Annotated in this window: 27 protein-coding genes; all 27 read right to left on the bottom strand. The window is 63.9% G+C overall.

Translation table 11 applies throughout. The annotated features are described in order from the left end of the window. Positions 1 to 87 precede the first annotated feature (87 nt). Positions 88 to 474 (bottom strand): 30S ribosomal protein S11, encoded by a 387-nt coding sequence (gene rpsK / locus ASG62_RS13385; protein WP_056691100.1) that lies wholly within the window; start codon positions 472 to 474, stop codon positions 88 to 90. A 106-nt stretch (positions 475 to 580) separates the two neighbouring features. After that, entirely contained in the window at positions 581 to 949 is a 369-nt protein-coding gene (rpsM, locus tag ASG62_RS13380) for a 30S ribosomal protein S13 (RefSeq protein ID WP_056691097.1), read from the bottom strand. A gap of 204 nt (positions 950 to 1,153) precedes the next feature. Next, complete coding sequence (locus ASG62_RS13375) at positions 1,154 to 1,798, bottom strand: adenylate kinase (RefSeq protein WP_056691094.1); 645 nt, start codon at positions 1,796 to 1,798, stop codon at positions 1,154 to 1,156. Beyond that, positions 1,795 to 3,138, bottom strand: coding sequence for a preprotein translocase subunit SecY (secY, locus tag ASG62_RS13370; RefSeq protein WP_056691091.1), 1,344 nt, complete (start codon positions 3,136 to 3,138; stop codon positions 1,795 to 1,797). Before secY ends, ASG62_RS13375 begins: the two co-directional genes overlap by 4 nt. A 183-nt stretch (positions 3,139 to 3,321) precedes the next feature. Beyond that, positions 3,322 to 3,810 (bottom strand): 50S ribosomal protein L15, encoded by a 489-nt coding sequence (gene rplO, locus ASG62_RS13365; protein ID WP_056691089.1) that lies wholly within the window; start codon positions 3,808 to 3,810, stop codon positions 3,322 to 3,324. 25 nt (positions 3,811 to 3,835) lie between these two features. Further along, on the bottom strand, positions 3,836 to 4,039 hold the full coding sequence (gene rpmD / locus ASG62_RS13360) for a 50S ribosomal protein L30 (protein ID WP_056691086.1): 204 nt from the start codon (positions 4,037 to 4,039) through the stop codon (positions 3,836 to 3,838). A 57-nt stretch (positions 4,040 to 4,096) separates the two neighbouring features. Then, positions 4,097 to 4,657 (bottom strand): 30S ribosomal protein S5, encoded by a 561-nt coding sequence (gene rpsE / locus ASG62_RS13355; protein ID WP_056691079.1) that lies wholly within the window; start codon positions 4,655 to 4,657, stop codon positions 4,097 to 4,099. Positions 4,658 to 4,721: 64 nt separating this feature from the next. Next, positions 4,722 to 5,084, bottom strand: coding sequence for a 50S ribosomal protein L18 (rplR, locus tag ASG62_RS13350; protein WP_056691076.1), 363 nt, complete (start codon positions 5,082 to 5,084; stop codon positions 4,722 to 4,724). Between the two features lie 9 nt (positions 5,085 to 5,093). After that, complete coding sequence (gene rplF / locus ASG62_RS13345; protein ID WP_056691073.1) at positions 5,094 to 5,627, bottom strand: 50S ribosomal protein L6; 534 nt, start codon at positions 5,625 to 5,627, stop codon at positions 5,094 to 5,096. Positions 5,628 to 5,671: 44 nt separating this feature from the next. Further along, positions 5,672 to 6,070 carry a 30S ribosomal protein S8 gene (gene rpsH, locus ASG62_RS13340; protein ID WP_056504778.1) on the bottom strand — a complete coding sequence of 133 codons (399 nt, stop codon included), beginning with the start codon at positions 6,068 to 6,070 and terminating at the stop codon, positions 5,672 to 5,674. Positions 6,071 to 6,082: 12 nt separating this feature from the next. Further along, positions 6,083 to 6,388 carry a 30S ribosomal protein S14 gene (rpsN, locus tag ASG62_RS13335; RefSeq protein WP_056691070.1) on the bottom strand — a complete coding sequence of 102 codons (306 nt, stop codon included), beginning with the start codon at positions 6,386 to 6,388 and terminating at the stop codon, positions 6,083 to 6,085. 26 nt (positions 6,389 to 6,414) lie between these two features. After that, positions 6,415 to 6,972: a 50S ribosomal protein L5 gene (rplE, locus tag ASG62_RS13330; protein ID WP_056691067.1), complete on the bottom strand. Its 558-nt coding sequence runs from the start codon at positions 6,970 to 6,972 to the stop codon at positions 6,415 to 6,417. Then, positions 6,965 to 7,288 carry a 50S ribosomal protein L24 gene (gene rplX, locus ASG62_RS13325; protein ID WP_056691064.1) on the bottom strand — a complete coding sequence of 108 codons (324 nt, stop codon included), beginning with the start codon at positions 7,286 to 7,288 and terminating at the stop codon, positions 6,965 to 6,967. Before rplX ends, rplE begins: the two co-directional genes overlap by 8 nt. Positions 7,289 to 7,299: 11 nt before the next feature. Further along, a complete protein-coding gene (rplN, locus tag ASG62_RS13320) occupies positions 7,300 to 7,668 on the bottom strand; it encodes a 50S ribosomal protein L14 (RefSeq protein ID WP_056504767.1) in 369 nt (122 codons plus the stop codon). 62 nt (positions 7,669 to 7,730) lie between these two features. Beyond that, complete coding sequence (gene rpsQ / locus ASG62_RS13315) at positions 7,731 to 7,976, bottom strand: 30S ribosomal protein S17 (RefSeq protein WP_056691061.1); 246 nt, start codon at positions 7,974 to 7,976, stop codon at positions 7,731 to 7,733. Positions 7,977 to 7,987: 11 nt separating this feature from the next. Beyond that, positions 7,988 to 8,188 carry a 50S ribosomal protein L29 gene (rpmC, locus tag ASG62_RS13310; protein ID WP_056691058.1) on the bottom strand — a complete coding sequence of 67 codons (201 nt, stop codon included), beginning with the start codon at positions 8,186 to 8,188 and terminating at the stop codon, positions 7,988 to 7,990. 12 nt (positions 8,189 to 8,200) lie between these two features. Then, positions 8,201 to 8,614, bottom strand: coding sequence for a 50S ribosomal protein L16 (gene rplP / locus ASG62_RS13305; protein WP_056691055.1), 414 nt, complete (start codon positions 8,612 to 8,614; stop codon positions 8,201 to 8,203). A gap of 24 nt (positions 8,615 to 8,638) precedes the next feature. Further along, positions 8,639 to 9,346, bottom strand: coding sequence for a 30S ribosomal protein S3 (gene rpsC, locus ASG62_RS13300; RefSeq protein ID WP_056691051.1), 708 nt, complete (start codon positions 9,344 to 9,346; stop codon positions 8,639 to 8,641). Then, complete coding sequence (rplV, locus tag ASG62_RS13295; RefSeq protein WP_056691047.1) at positions 9,346 to 9,735, bottom strand: 50S ribosomal protein L22; 390 nt, start codon at positions 9,733 to 9,735, stop codon at positions 9,346 to 9,348. The genes rpsC and rplV overlap by 1 nt, the downstream gene beginning before the upstream one ends. Before the next feature lie 2 nt (positions 9,736 to 9,737). Then, the gene (gene rpsS, locus ASG62_RS13290) at positions 9,738 to 10,016 is read right to left on the bottom strand and encodes a 30S ribosomal protein S19 (protein WP_056691044.1); all 279 of its coding nucleotides are present in this window, start codon (positions 10,014 to 10,016) and stop codon (positions 9,738 to 9,740) included. A gap of 14 nt (positions 10,017 to 10,030) precedes the next feature. Next, positions 10,031 to 10,867, bottom strand: a complete 837-nt coding sequence (gene rplB, locus ASG62_RS13285) for a 50S ribosomal protein L2 (RefSeq protein WP_056691041.1) — start codon at positions 10,865 to 10,867, stop codon at positions 10,031 to 10,033. 22 nt (positions 10,868 to 10,889) lie between these two features. Continuing rightward, positions 10,890 to 11,183: a 50S ribosomal protein L23 gene (locus tag ASG62_RS13280; RefSeq protein WP_056691038.1), complete on the bottom strand. Its 294-nt coding sequence runs from the start codon at positions 11,181 to 11,183 to the stop codon at positions 10,890 to 10,892. After that, on the bottom strand, positions 11,180 to 11,800 hold the full coding sequence (rplD, locus tag ASG62_RS13275) for a 50S ribosomal protein L4 (RefSeq protein ID WP_056691035.1): 621 nt from the start codon (positions 11,798 to 11,800) through the stop codon (positions 11,180 to 11,182). The genes ASG62_RS13280 and rplD overlap by 4 nt, the downstream gene beginning before the upstream one ends. Further along, a complete protein-coding gene (gene rplC / locus ASG62_RS13270) occupies positions 11,800 to 12,516 on the bottom strand; it encodes a 50S ribosomal protein L3 (RefSeq protein WP_056691032.1) in 717 nt (238 codons plus the stop codon). Before rplC ends, rplD begins: the two co-directional genes overlap by 1 nt. A gap of 28 nt (positions 12,517 to 12,544) precedes the next feature. Then, a complete protein-coding gene (gene rpsJ / locus ASG62_RS13265) occupies positions 12,545 to 12,853 on the bottom strand; it encodes a 30S ribosomal protein S10 (RefSeq protein ID WP_007066362.1) in 309 nt (102 codons plus the stop codon). 160 nt (positions 12,854 to 13,013) lie between these two features. After that, on the bottom strand, positions 13,014 to 13,106 hold the full coding sequence (locus ASG62_RS27850; protein WP_082538602.1) for a hypothetical protein: 93 nt from the start codon (positions 13,104 to 13,106) through the stop codon (positions 13,014 to 13,016). 7 nt (positions 13,107 to 13,113) lie between these two features. Next, a partial coding sequence (gene tuf, locus ASG62_RS13260) for an elongation factor Tu (RefSeq protein ID WP_056697847.1) occupies positions 13,114 to 14,274 on the bottom strand: 1,161 nt, incomplete at its 5' end.

Raw genomic sequence — 14,274 nt, 5'->3', positions numbered from 1 at the left:
GAGGGTGGACCCTCCCCTCAAAAACGGCACATGCGCCGCGGCCGCCCACCCGGAGGAGAGAGGCCACGGCGCATCGCAAAACCGGCCTTAGACGCGGCGACGCTTGCGCGGGCGAACACCGTTGTGCGGAATCGGCGTCACGTCGCGGATCGAGGTGATCACGAAGCCAGCGGCCTGAAGCGCGCGAAGAGCCGACTCGCGGCCCGAGCCGGGTCCGGAGACCTCGACTTCCAGGGTCCGCATGCCATGCTCCTGCGCCTTCTTGGCGCAATCCTCGGCGGCGATCTGCGCGGCGAAGGGGGTCGACTTACGCGAACCCTTGAAGCCCTGCGCGCCAGCCGAAGACCAGGCAATCGTGTTGCCCTGGGCATCCGTGATGGTGATCAGCGTGTTGTTGAACGACGACTGGACGTGCGCGACGCCCGACGAGATGTTCTTGCGCTCGCGACGGCGAATGCGCTGTTCCTTGGCCATAACTCGACTTTCCTAGATATCCACACCGCCGTAATTCCAGCGGCTCCACCCCTGCCGCGACATCGCGGCAGGTTTCGATCTCGGCGCCAGAACGGCGCCGCGGATCTTACTTCTTCTTGCCGGCGATCGCCTTGGCCGGACCCTTGCGGGTGCGGGCGTTCGTGTGCGTGCGCTGGCCGCGGACCGGGAGGCCACGACGATGGCGAAGGCCACGGTAGCAGCCGAGATCCATGAGACGCTTGATGTTCATCGCGGTCTCGCGGCGAAGATCGCCCTCGACCTGATAGTCGCGATCGATGATCTCGCGGATCTGAAGAACCTCGGAATCCGTCAGGTCGTTGACGCGACGCTCGGGGCCGAGGTGAACCTTCTCCACGATCTCCTGCGCGTAGGACGCGCCGATGCCGTGAATGTACTGAAGCGCGATGATCACGCGCTTGTTGGTCGGAATGTTGACGCCAGCGATACGGGCCAAAGCCGTGCTCCTGTTAGGTGGGGCCCAGGGGCCCGTCGAAGTCGAAGGGCTGGACCGATATGTCAAAGCGACCGGTCCGCGCCCCGTTTCAGGGAGCCCGCGCCGATCGCTGAGGATTCGCGAAGTGGTGCGAGGTATAAAGTTGAGGCCGCCCGAAGTCAACGGGCGGCTTGACAAGTGCGATTCGCGCCTATGGCGCCATCGTCAAGAGATGATCCGCTCGATGTCGGCGGAGACCTCGTCCATGGAGTTCATGCCGTCGACGAAGGAGAGGATGCCCTTGCAGTGGTAGTAGCCCACCAGCGGCGAGGTCTCCTTGTAGTAGGCGCGAAGCCGCGTGCGCATCGTCTCGGCATTGTCGTCCGCGCGACGCTTGAAGTTCGAATGGCCGCAGACGTCGCAGACGCCCTCGACCTTCGGCTTCATATCCTCGTCGTGATAGACGGCGCCGCAGTCGCCACAGGTGAAGCGACCGGAGACGCGATGGACCAGGACGTCGTCGTCGACCCGCATCTCGATCACATGATCGAGCTTCAGGCCCTTCTCGGCGAGCATCGCCTCGACCGAATCCGCCTGGACGAGCGTCCGCGGATAGCCGTCGAGGATGAACCCCTTCGCACAATCCTCGGCTTCGATCCGGTCCGAGACGATCCGGTTGACGATCTCGTCGGAGACGAGACCGCCCGATGCCATGACGGCCTTCGCCTGAAGACCGACTTCGGTCTCCGCGGCGACCGCCGCACGCAGCATGTCGCCGGTCGAGAGTTGCGGAATGCCGTGTCGGTCGATGAGGCGCTTGGCCTGTGTGCCCTTACCCGCCCCTGGCGGCCCCAGCAGTATCAGCCTCATCGAGTTCCCCGTTTCCCCCCACGGAGCTTCGCCTTTTTGACGAGCCCTTCGTATTGATGCGCCAGAAGATGACCCTGGACCTGAGCGACCGTGTCCATCGTCACGCTGACGACGATCAACAGCGAGGTACCGCCGAGATAGAACGGCACGCCTGCCCACGAAATAAGGAATTCGGGCAATAGACAGATGATCACAAGATAGATAGCGCCGATGACCGTTATGCGGGTCAGCACGTAGTCGATGTACTCCGCCGTGCGGTCGCCCGGACGAATGCCCGGCACGAAGCCGCCGTGCTTCTTCAGATTGTCGGCCGTGTCCTTCGGATTGAAGACGACCGCCGTGTAGAAGAAGGCGAAGAAGCCGATCATCGCGGCATAGAGGATCATGTAGAGCGGACGGCCATGGCCGAGCGAGGCAACGATCGCCGTGGCCCAGCCCGGAAGCTCCGACGTGTTCGCGAAGTTCGCGACCGTCACCGGCAGCAGGAGGAGCGAGGACGCGAAGATCGGCGGGATGACGCCTGCCGTGTTCAGCTTCAGCGGCAGATGCGACGTGTCGCCCTGGAACATGCGGTTGCCGACCTGGCGCTTCGGATACTGGATCAGAAGGCGGCGCTGCGCGCGCTCGAAGAACACGATGCCGGCGATGCAGGCAATGGCGACGACGACGACCAGAAGGATGATGGTCGCCGACAGGGCGCCGGTGCGGCCGAGCTCGAGGAGGTTGGCGATCGCATGGGGGAGATTGGCGACGATGCCGGCGAAGATGATCAGCGAGATGCCGTTGCCGATGCCGCGCGAGGTGATCTGCTCGCCGAGCCACATGAGGAACATCGTGCCGCCGGTCAGCGTCAGGATGGTTGAGATGCGGAAGAAGAGGCCGGGGTCGGAGACGATGTTGCCCGACGATTCGAGACCGACGGCGATGCCGTAGGCCTGGATCAGAGCGAGAAGCACCGTGCCGTAGCGCGTGTACTGGTTGATGACCTTGCGACCCTGCTCGCCCTCCTTCTTCAGCGCCTCGAGCGAGGGCACGACGGAGGTCATGAGCTGGATGATGATCGACGCGGAGATGTACGGCATGATGCCGAGGGCGAAGATCGCCATGCGCCCGACGGCGCCGCCCGCAAACATGTTGAAGAGGCCGAGAATACCGGTCGACTGCTGCGCGAAGGCCTGCGCAAGCGCCTCCGGGTTGATGCCCGGCATGGGGATGTACGTCCCCAGGCGATAGACGAGAAGCGCGCCAAGAGTGAACCAGATGCGCTTCTTGAGATCTTCGGCCTTGGAAAAGGACGCGAAGTTCAGATTAGCGGCGAGTTGTTCCGCAGCCGATGCCATAGATCAGAAATCTCCGGGTTGCCCCTAGGGTCTTGGAGGTCAGCCCCCTCCCCCGAAGGAGCCCGAGAGATAGGCGCCGCGGCCTCTCCGATCAAGCAAAGCTTAGTGTCGGGAACCGTCTGGGAAAAAAGGGGCGCCATCATGCCGAAGGGCCGCAAAGCGGCCCTTCGAGATCGGTCAGGTTCAGGCTTCGGCGTCTGCCGGAGCCTCTGCCTTGACAGGTAGCGTTACCGTGCCGCCCGCCTTCTCGACCTTCTCGATGGCAGACTTGGAAGCGCCATCCACAGAAATCGAAAGTTTAACGGTCAGCTCGCCGTCGCCGAGCAGACGAACGCCGTCCTTGGAGCGGCGCAGGATGCCGGAGGCCTTCAGAGCGGCCGAATCGATCGTTGCGGCGGCGTCGAGCTTGCCGGCGTCGATCGCGGCCTGGATGCGGCCGACGGAAACGACGTTGAAGTCCTTGGCGAAGATGTTCGTGAAGCCGCGCTTCGGCAGGCGACGGTAGAGCGGCATCTGGCCGCCCTCGAAGCCGTTGATCGCGACGCCCGAACGGGACTTCTGACCCTTGACGCCGCGACCGGCGGTCTTGCCCGAGCCGGAACCGATGCCGCGTCCGAGACGCTTCTTCGAATGACGGGCGCCCGGCAGATCGGAGAGTTCGTTGAGTTTCATAGGTGTGACTCCTCGACGGCCCGGATCAGACCTCGTCCACGACGCGGACGAGGTGGGCGACCTTGGCGATCATGCCACGCACGGACGGGGTGTCCAGAAGCGTGCTGCGGCGGTGCATCTTGTTGAGGCCGAGACCGATGAGGGTCTGGCGCTGCTCGACGGGGCGGCGGATCGGGCTACCGACCTGCTCGACCGTGACGTACTTGCCCGTGGAAGGGGTGGCGGACATGGGAAAACTCCTCAATCAGCAGGCAGGCGGACCCATATGGCCGCCCGCCCTGCCCCATCAATCTTCGGCGCCGACGAGATCGCGGCGACGGGCCTGGAGCGTCGAGTACTTGATGCCACGACGGGACGCGACGTCCTTGGGATGCATCGAACCCTTGAGCGCGTCGAATGTCGCACGCACCATGTTGTAGGGGTTCGAGGAACCGAGGGACTTGGCCACGACGTCGTGCATTCCGACAGCCTCGAACACGGCGCGCATCGGGCCGCCAGCGATGATGCCGGTACCAGCCTCGGCCGAACGCAGCAAAACACGGCCAGCGCCGTGACGGCCTTCGACGTCGTGATGCAGCGTGCGGGCTTCGCGCAGCGGCACGAAGATCAGGTCGCGCTTGGCGGCTTCCGTCGCCTTGCGGATGGCTTCCGGCACTTCGCGGGCCTTGCCATGGCCGAAGCCGACGCGGCCCTTGAGATCGCCGACGACGACGAGAGCGGCGAAACCGAACCGGCGTCCGCCCTTCACGACCTTGGCGACGCGGTTGATGTGAACGAGCTTGTCGACGAAGCCGTCGTCGCGCTCTTCGCGGTTGTTGCGATCGTTGCGATCGTTTCTTGGCGCCATGATCCTATCCTTATTTTTTTCCGGAGGCGTCCGAGAGTGGGGACCCGCGTAAAGCGGGACCAGTTTAGAAGTTCAGGCCGCCTTCACGGGCGGACTCGGCCAGCGCCTTGACGCGGCCGTGGTAGATGAACGAGCCGCGATCGAACACGACGTCCTTCACGCCGGCAGCGAGCGCACGCTCGGCGACCAGCTTGCCAACGGCCGCCGCAGCGTCCTTGTCGGCACCCGTCTTCAGCTCTCCGCGCAGACCCGTGTCGAGCGTGGAGGCGGCGGCGAGCGTCCGGCCTTCCGCGTCGTCGATGACCTGAGCGTAGATGTTCTTCGACGAGCGATGCACCGAAAGCCGCGGGCGGCCATTGGCGATCTTCTTCAGCGAACGACGGACGCGCGAGGCGCGGCGCCGCAGAGTCTCTTTCTGGGTAGCCATGGTCCGTCCTTACTTCTTCTTGCCTTCCTTACGGACGATCGCTTCGCCCGCGTACTTCACACCCTTGCCCTTGTAGGGCTCGGGGCCGCGATACTCGCGGATCTCCGCGGCGACCTGGCCGACGCGCTGCTTGTCGATGCCCGAGATCAGGATCTCGGTCGGCTTGGGAACCGTGATCTGGATGCCTTCCGGGATCGGATAAAGCACCTCGTGGCTGTAGCCAAGGGCCAGCTGCAGGTTCTTGCCCTGAAGCGAGGCGCGATAGCCGACGCCGGAGATCTCGAGCTTCTTCTCGAAGCCACCCTTAACACCCGTCAGGATGTTCGAGATCATCGTCCGCGACATGCCCCACTTGGAGCGCGCGGTCTTGGTCTCGTCACGAGGATCGACGGCGATCGCGCCGTCTTCCATCTTGACGAGAACCTCGTCGTTCACGACGAACTTGAGTTCGCCCTTCGGACCCTTCGCGGTGACGGTCTGCCCGTCGACGGAAGCGGTCACGCCGTCCGGCAGCGACACCGGCTTCTTACCAATACGAGACATCGTGCAACCTGTCCGTTTCTATTCGGGTGAGACCACTCTGCGCGTCAGACGACGCGGCAGAGGATCTCGCCGCCGACGTTCTGTTCGCGAGCATTGTGATCGGCCATCACGCCCTTGGGCGTGGAGAGGACCGAAATGCCGAGACCGTTCGCGATGTGCGGAATGGTCTTGGCGGACACGTACACGCGGCGGCCGGGCTTGGACACGCGGGCGATCTCGCGGATGACCGGAGCGCCCTCGTAGTACTTCAGCTCGATCTCGAACTCGGACTTGCCGTTCTCGAAGGCGGTCTCGGTGTAGCCGCGGATGTAGCCCTCGTCCTTGAGGACGTCGAGCACGCGGCCACGAAGCTTCGAAGCCGGGGTCATGACCGACGACTTGTTGCGCATGATCGCGTTGCGGATGCGGGTCAGCATATCGCCGAGCGGATCTGACAGTGCCATGGCGGTCTCTCCTTACCAGCTCGACTTCACGATACCGGGGATCTGGCCGTTATTGCCAAGGTCCCGGAGCGCGATACGCGACATCTTCAGCTTGCGATAGTAGGCGCGCGGGCGCCCGGTCACTTCGCAGCGGTTGCGGATGCGCACCTTCGAGCTGTTGCGCGGCAGTTCGGCCAGTTCCAGCTGAGCGCGGAAGCGCTCTTCCATGCTGGCATCCTGGTCCTTCGTCACGACCTTGAGAGCGGCACGCTTGGCGGCGAACTTCTCCACCAGCTTCACGCGACGATTGTTCTTCTCGATCGAGCTTTTCTTGGCCATCTAAATTGTCCTTTGCTCGCCTGTCGTTACTGGCGGAACGGGAAGTTGAACGCCTTCAGGAGCGCCCGTGCTTCGTCGTCCGTCTTCGCCGTCGTGCAGACGATGATGTCCATGCCCCACATCTGATCGACCTTGTCGTAGTTGATCTCGGGGAAAACGATATGTTCCTTGATGCCCATGGCGAAGTTGCCATTGCCATCGAAGCTCTTGGGGTTGAGGCCGCGGAAATCGCGGACGCGCGGCAGAGCGATCTGGATCAGACGATCCAGGAACTCGTACATCTTGTCCTTGCGAAGCGTGACCTTCGCGCCGATCGGCATGTTCTCGCGAACCTTGAAGCCGGCGATCGAGGTGCGGGCCTTGGTGATGACCGGCTTCTGGCCGGCGATCTTGGCGAGGTCGTCCGCAGCGACGGTCGGCTTCTTGGAATCGCCGGTGGCCTCACCGACGCCCATGTTGATGACGACCTTGTCGATACGAGGCACCATCATGACGTTGTCGTAGGAGAACTGCTCCTGCATCGCCTTGCGGATGTCGGTCTGGTAGACCGTCTTCAGCCGCGGGGTATAGGACGTCTCAGACATCGATCTGTTCTCCCGAACGCTTGGCGACGCGCACCTTGCGGGCGGTCTCGCCTTCTCCGACAACCTTGAACCCGACGCGGGTCGGCTTGCCGTCCTTGGGATCGGCGACCGACAGGTTCGACAGGTGGATCGGGGCTTCCTTGGAGATGATGCCCGCTTCCTGGCTCGCCGTCTGGCGGGTGTGGCGCTTGACCATGTTCACGCCGCGCACGACAGCCTTGTCGTCCTTGGGCATGACCTGGAGCACTTCGCCGGAAAGACCCTTGTCCTTACCGGCCAAAACGACGACCTTGTCGCCCTTCTTGATCTTCTGCATCGTCCGGTTCCTTACAGCACTTCAGGCGCCAGCGAGATGATCTTCATGTGGTTACGGCCACGAAGCTCGCGGGGGACCGGTCCGAAGATGCGCGTGCCGACCGGCTCTTTCTTGTTGTCGATGAGAACGGCGGCGTTCCGGTCGAACCGGATCACCGAACCGTCGGCGCGACGGATGTCCTTCGCGGTGCGCACCACCACGGCTTTCATCACGTCGCCCTTCTTCACGCGGCCGCGCGGGATCGCCTCTTTGATCGAAACGACGATAATGTCGCCGACCGAGGCATACTTCCGCTTCGAGCCGCCGAGCACTTTGATGCACATGACACGACGAGCGCCCGAATTGTCGGCCACGTCGAGGTTTGTTTGCATCTGAATCATGTCAGGCCGCCTTCAAACTCTTACCCGGAAGACGCGGGGATTAGCGTCTTCCGGCACCTATATCAATGGGCTGCTTCGCCGTCCCGGAGGACGATCCAAGTCTTGTCCTTCGAGATCGGACGGGTCTCCTCGATGGAGACGACGTCGCCGACCTTGCAAAGGTTGCCCTCGTCATGGGCCTTGTACTTCTTCGAACGCCGCACGGTCTTCTTGAAGAGAGGATGCGTGAAGCGACGCTCGACGAGCACGACGACGGTCTTGTCGTTCTTGTCGGAGACCACAGTCCCCTGCAAAACGCGTTTCGGCATGGTGTTCTACCTCAGGCCTTGGCCGTAGCCGCCTTCTGGCGGGCGATTGTCTTGATGCGCGCGATGGCCCGGCGAACCTGGCGGATGCGAGCGGTGTTCTCGATCTGGCCCGTCGCACCCTGGAAGCGCAGGTTGAACTGCTCCTTCTTCAGCTTGCCCAGCTCGTCGGTGAGCTGGTCGGGGGTCATCGAAATGACGTCGGAGGCTTTCATCGGAATGTCTCCTTACTCGGCGATGCGCTGGATGAAGCGCGTGCGGATCGGAAGCTTGGCGGCTCCGAGGCGAAGAGCCTCGCGCGCCAGTTCCTCGGATACGCCGTCGATCTCGAACATGATACGGCCGGGATGGACGCGGGCCGCCCAATACTCGACGGAACCCTTGCCCTTGCCCATTCGGACTTCGGTCGGCTTCGCCGTCACCGGAACGTCGGGGAAGATGCGGATCCAGACACGACCCTGACGCTTCATCTGGCGGGTGATCGCGCGGCGGGCCGCCTCGATCTGCCGCGCCGTGACGCGCTCGGGCTCCAGGGCCTTCAGGCCGAAGGTCCCATAGTCGAGATTGGTACCGCCCTTCGCATTTCCGTGAATGCGTCCCTTGAACGCCTTCCGGAATTTCGTGCGCTTTGGCTGCAACATTGAATTGACTCCGAAACCCTAGGTTCAGGCGTGTTCGCGACGGCGCTGATTGCCGCCCGACGCATCGCCCTCGATCGCCCGGCGTTCGGACGCCATCGGATCGTGCTCGAGGATCTCGCCCTTGAAGATCCAGACCTTAACGCCGCATACGCCATAGGCCGTATGGGCCTCGGCAACGCCGTAGTCGATGTCCGCGCGCAGCGTGTGCAGCGGAACGCGGCCTTCGCGGTACCACTCCATACGCGCGATCTCGGCACCGCCGAGACGACCGCCGCAGTTGATGCGGATGCCTTCCGCGCCGAGGCGCATGGCGGACTGGACGGCGCGCTTCATGGCGCGACGGAAGGCGACGCGACGCTCGAGCTGCTGAGCGATCGACTGCGCGACGAGGGTCGCGTCCGTCTCGGGCTTGCGCACCTCGACGATGTTGATGTGCGTCTCGGCCGCAGTCATCGAGGTCAGCTTCTTGCGGAGCTTCTCGATGTCGGCGCCCTTCTTGCCGATCACGATGCCCGGGCGAGCCGAGTGGATCGTGATGCGGCACTTCTTGTGCGGGCGCTCGATGACTACCTTGGAGATCGCCGCCTGCTTCAGCTCGTCCATGAGGTACTTGCGGATCGCGAGATCCTCGTGGAGCAGCTTGCCGTATTCGCCGGTGTTCGCATACCAGCGCGAATCCCAGGTCTGATTGATGCCGAGCCGGAAGCCGGTCGGATTGATTTTCTGACCCATCAGGCGGCCTCCTCGGCTTCCGCGACTTCGCGCACGACGATGGTCAGGTGCGCGAACGGCTTCTCGATGCGGCTCGCACGGCCACGGCCGCGAGCGTGGAAGCGCTTCATGGTGATCGACTTGCCCACGTAGGCCTCGGCGACGACGAGCGAGTCGACGTCGAGATCGTGGTTGTTCTCGGCATTGGCGATGGCGCTCTGCAGCGTCTTCAGAACCGTTTCCGAGATGCGCTTGCGCGAGAAGGTGAGATCGGCGACGGCCGCTCCGACCTTCTTGCCGCGGATCATCGCGGCCACGAGGTTCAGCTTCTGCGGGCTGACGCGGATCGTGCGGGCGACCGCGCGAGCCTCGTTGTCCTTGAGCTGACGTTCGAGCTTCGGCTTGCCCATCGTTACTTCCTCTTCGACTTCTTATCGGCGCCATGGCCGTAATAGGTCCGGGTCGGAGAGAACTCACCGAACTTGTGACCGATCATGTCCTCGTTGACGGAGACCGGGATGTGCTTCGAGCCGTTGTAGACACCGAAGGTCAGGCCGACGAACTGGGGCAGGATCGTGGAGCGACGGCTCCAGATCTTGATCACCTCGTTGCGGCCGCCTTCGCGAACCTTGTCGGCCTTCTTCAGCAGGTAGCCATCGACGAACGGACCCTTCCAGACGGAACGTGTCATGAAGAAACCCTCTCTTACTTCTTACGCTGATGGCGCGAGCGCATGATGAACTTGTCCGTGGACTTGTTCTGACGCGTCCGCTTGCCCTTCGTCGGCTGGCCCCAAGGCGAAACCGGGTGACGACCGCCGGAGGTGCGGCCTTCGCCGCCGCCGTGCGGGTGATCGACCGGGTTCATGGCGACACCGCGAACGTGCGGGCGCTTGCCGAGCCAGCGAGAACGACCCGCCTTGCCGAGATTGATGTTGCCGTGATCGGCATTCGACACCGCGCCGACCGTGGCGAAGCACTGGCCGGAGACCAGACGCTGCTCACCCGAGTTGAGGCGCAGGATCGCCATGCCGGCATCGCGGCCGACCAGCTGTGCGTAGGTGCCGGCGGAGCGGGCGATCTGGCCACCCTTCTCCGGCTTCATCTCCACATTGTGGATGATGGTGCCGACCGGCATCGAGGCCAGCGGCATCGCATTGCCCGGCTTGACGTCGATCCCGGAAAGACCCGAGACGACCTTGTCGCCGGCGGCCAGGCGCTGCGGCGCCAGGATGTAGGCCAGCTCGCCGTCCTCATACTTGATGAGGGCGATGAACGCGGTGCGGTTCGGATCGTACTCCAGACGCTCGACCGTACCGACGGCGTCGAACTTGCGACGCTTGAAGTCGATGATGCGGTAGGAGCGCTTGTGACCGCCGCCCTGGTAGCGGGCCGTCACGCGGCCCGTGTTGTTGCGTCCGCCCTTCTGGCTGAGGCCCTCGGTCAGCATCTTGACCGGCTTGCCGTTCCAGAGGCCCGAACGATCGACGATGACCAGCTGGCGCTGGCTCGGCGTGTTCGGCTTAAAGTTCTTCAATGCCATGACTGATATCCTCCGCGCGCTATCAGAGACCGGTCGACACGTCGATCGACTGGCCTTCGGCGAGCGTCACGATGGCCTTCTTCTGGTCGCTCTGGCGACCGATCCGGCCGCGGAAGCGCTTGACCTTGCCCTTGCGGTTCAGGGTGTTGACCGCGGTGACCTTGACCCCGAACAGCGACTCGACCGCCGCCTTGATCTGCGGCTTGGTCGCCTTGTTCGGGACATTGAAGACGACCTGGTTGTTTTCCGACAACAGGGTCGACTTCTCGGTGATCACCGGCGAGGTGATGACGTCGTAGTGGCGAAGGTCGCTCATTTGAAACGCTCCTCGAGAGCCTCGACCGCGGCCTTCGACAGAACGAGGGTGTGACGGCGCAGAATGTCGTAGACGTTGATGCCCTGGATGGGCAGCACGTCGATGTTCGGGATGTTGCGGGCCGAACGCGAGAAGTTCGCATCCAGCTCCGCGCCGCCGATGAAGAGCGCGTTGGTCAGGCCGAGACCTTCCAGCGTCGTCACCATCGTCTTGGTCTTGCCCTCGGAGGAGGACAGATCGTCGATGACGACGATCGAGGAGGTCTTGGCCTTAGCCGAGAGAGCGTGACGAAGCGCGAGCGCCCTCACCTTCTTCGGCAGGTCATGCGCATGGCTGCGCGAGACCGGGCCGTGAGCCTTGCCGCCGCCACGGAACTGCGGGGCGCGGGCGGAGCCGTGACGAGCGCGACCGGTGCCCTTCTGCTTGTAGAGCTTGGCGCCGGTGCGGGCGATCTCGGCGCGGCCGAGCGACTGGTGCGTGCCCTGCTGGCGCTTGGCGAGCTGCCAGCGGACCATGCGCTGAAGGATGTCCTCGCGCGGCTCCAGGCCGAAGATGTCGTCGGCAAGCGTGAGGCTGCCGGCATCCTTGCCGTCGAGGGATTTGATCGTGACGTCCATTACTCCGCTCCCTCGGAAGCTGCAGCGGTCTCTGCACCGCCCTTGGCGCGCAGACCGGCGGGCATCGGGGCATCCTTGTGAACCGCGACCTTTACGGCGTCGCGGATCATGATCCAGCCGCCCTTCGAGCCGGGGACGGCGCCACGGACGAGGATCAGACCCTTGTCGGCGTCGGTGCGCACGATCTCGAGGTTCTGGGTCGTCACGCGGACCGCGCCCATGTGGCCGGCCATCTTCTTGCCCTTGAACACCTTGCCGGGGTCCTGGCGCTGACCGGTCGAACCGTGCGAACGGTGCGAGACGGAGTTACCGTGGGTCGCGCGGCCACCACCGAAGTTGTGGCGCTTCATGACACCCTGGAAGCCCTTGCCGACCGAAGTGCCCGTCACGTCGACCTTCTGGCCGGGGACGAAGTGTTCGGCGGTCAGCTCGGCACCGACGTCGATCATCTGATCGGCGGAGACGCGAAACTCGACCAGCTTCTTCTTGGGCTCGACGGAGACCTGCGCGAACACGCCGCGCATGGACTTCGACGTGTTCTTGACCTTCGCGAGGCCGGCACCGAGCTGCACGGCGGTGTAGCCGTGCTGATCTTCGGTCCGCTGCGCGATGACCTGGCAGTTCTCAACGCGGAGAACGGTGACCGGAACATGCTCGCCGGCGTCATTATAGACGCGGGTCATGCCGATCTTCTGTGCAATCACACCTGAACGCATGGGGCGTTATCCTTCCCGAGCTCGTCGATCAGAGCTTGATCTCGACGTCGACGCCGGCGGCGAGGTCGAGTTTCATGAGCGCATCGACCGTCTGCGGGGTCGGGTCGACGATGTCGAGGAGCCGCTTGTGCGTGCGCATTTCGAACTGCTCGCGCGACTTCTTGTCGATGTGCGGCGAGCGGTTCACGGTAAACTTCTCGATGCGAGTCGGAAGCGGAATGGGACCGCGTACATTCGCACCCGTCCGCTTGGCGGTCGACACGATCTCACGCGTCGAAGCGTCGAGAACCCGATGATCGAACGCCTTCAGGCGGATACGGATATTCTGGCCGTTCATGGAAATCGTCCTCTCGTCGGAATCGCGGGTTGGGGCCGCCGGAGTTCCGAGCGCCTAAGCAGTCTTCAGCCAATTCAGTGAGCATGCCGACATCGGCACACCGCCCTTCCGGGCAACACACCGCCTGCCTGAACCGGCAGGCGGTGTAGTACGTCTCGTCTTACTCGACGATGGAGCTCACGATGCCGGCGCCGACGGTGCGGCCGCCTTCGCGGATGGCGAAGCGCAGCTTCTCTTCCATCGCGATCGGCACGATCAGCTTACTCGACGATGGAGCTCACGATGCCGGCGCCGACGGTGCGGCCGCCTTCGCGGATGGCGAAGCGCAGCTTCTCTTCCATCGCGATCGGCACGATCAGCTTGACGTCCATCGTGACGTTGTCGCCGGGCATGACCATCTCCGTGCCCTCGGGCAGCGTGACGACGCCCGTCACGTCCGTCGTGCGGAAGTAGAACTGCGGCCGGTAGTTCGTGAAGAACGGCGTGTGGCGGCCGCCCTCCTCCTTCGTCAGAATGTAGGCCTCGGCCATGAAGCGCGTGTGCGGCTTCACCGTGCCGGGCTTGCACAGAACCTGACCGCGCTCCACGCCCTCGCGGTCCACGCCGCGAACCAGCGCGCCGATGTTGTCGCCCGCCTGGCCCTGGTCGAGCAGCTTGCGGAACATCTCGACGCCCGTCACCGTCGTCTTCTTGGTGTCGCGGATGCCGACGATCTCGACTTCCTCGCCGACCTTCACGATGCCGCGCTCGACGCGGCCGGTCACGACCGTGCCGCGGCCCGAGATCGAGAACACGTCTTCGATCGGCATCAGGAAGGGCTGGTCGATCGGACGCTCGGGCGTCGGGATGTAGGCGTCGACGGCGGCCATCAGCTCGCGCACGGCGTCCTCGCCGATCTTCTTGTCGCTATCCTCGAGAGCGGCCAGAGCCGAGCCCTTGACGATCGGAATGTCGTCGCCCGGATAYTCGTACATCGACAGAAGCTCGCGGACCTCCAGCTCGACGAGCTCGAGAAGCTCGGCGTCGTCGACCTGATCGACCTTGTTCAGGAAGACCACGATCGCGGGAACGCCGACCTGGCGGGCGAGAAGGATGTGCTCGCGGGTCTGCGGCATCGGGCCGTCGGCCGCCGAGCAGACGAGGATCGCGCCGTCCATCTGCGCCGCGCCCGTGATCATGTTCTTCACGTAGTCGGCGTGGCCGGGGCAGTCGACGTGCGCGTAGTGGCGGGCCGTCGTCTCGTACTCGACGTGGGCGGTCGAGATCGTGATGCCGCGGGCCTTCTCCTCGGGCGCCGCGTCGATCTGGTCGTAGGCCTTGTACTCGCCGAAATACTTGGTGATCGCCGCCGTCAGGCTCGTCTTGCCGTGATCGACGTGACCGATCGTGCCGATGTTCACATGCGGCTTGTTGCGCTCGAA

The organism is Aureimonas sp. Leaf427, assembly GCF_001425485.1.
Classification (GTDB): domain Bacteria; phylum Pseudomonadota; class Alphaproteobacteria; order Rhizobiales; family Rhizobiaceae; genus Plantimonas.
This window is presented reverse-complemented; position numbering and strand designations above follow the sequence as displayed.